The organism is Nitrincola tibetensis, from assembly GCF_003284585.1.
GTDB classification, from domain to species: Bacteria; Pseudomonadota; Gammaproteobacteria; order Pseudomonadales; family Balneatricaceae; genus Nitrincola; species Nitrincola tibetensis.
Genome location: NZ_QKRX01000049.1, coordinates 1 through 553, shown reverse-complemented (window position 1 = coordinate 553; position 553 = coordinate 1). Strand labels below are relative to the sequence as shown.

The 553-nt window shown below is 49.9% G+C and carries 1 protein-coding gene; it reads left to right on the top strand.

Features of this window, described 5'->3' with window-relative positions:
* Positions 1-553: IS66 family transposase (locus DN062_RS18430; protein ID WP_156460572.1), on the top strand; the 553-nt coding region annotated here is incomplete at both ends.

Sequence of the window (553 nt, the reverse complement as noted above, 5' to 3'; positions counted from 1 at the left end):
TCAATGTATTGGATCGGAGTTTTGCCGATGTCAGTTTGCTAGTCGGTCTGCTGGTCGATAAATTCCTGTACCACTTACCGTTGTATCGCCAACATCAACGCATGGGCCACTCCGGCATCACGATGAGCCGCACCACCTTGACCACGCTAGCTCAGCGTCCTATCGAACTATTACGCCCCATCGTTGAGGCTCAGTTGGCAAATATACTGCGCAGCAAAGTGTTAGCCATGGACGAAACGCCGATCAAGGCAGGCAAGGCGACAAAAGGTAAACTCAAGCAAAGCTGGTTCTGGCCACTCTATGGTGATCAGGATGAGGTCGTGTTTACCTTCTCGTCCAGTCGAGGACGACAGCATATCGAAAACATACTGAAACATCAGTTCAATGGCACGCTCATTAGTGATGGCTATTCTGCTTATGCTTCATATGCAGCAAAGAATGAGGGAGTCATCCAGGCTCAGTGTTGGGTACACAGTCGGCGACAGTTTATTGAAGCCGAACAAGAAGAGCCTGCGGCTGTACGTCAGGCGCTGGATTATATTGCACTGCTGTA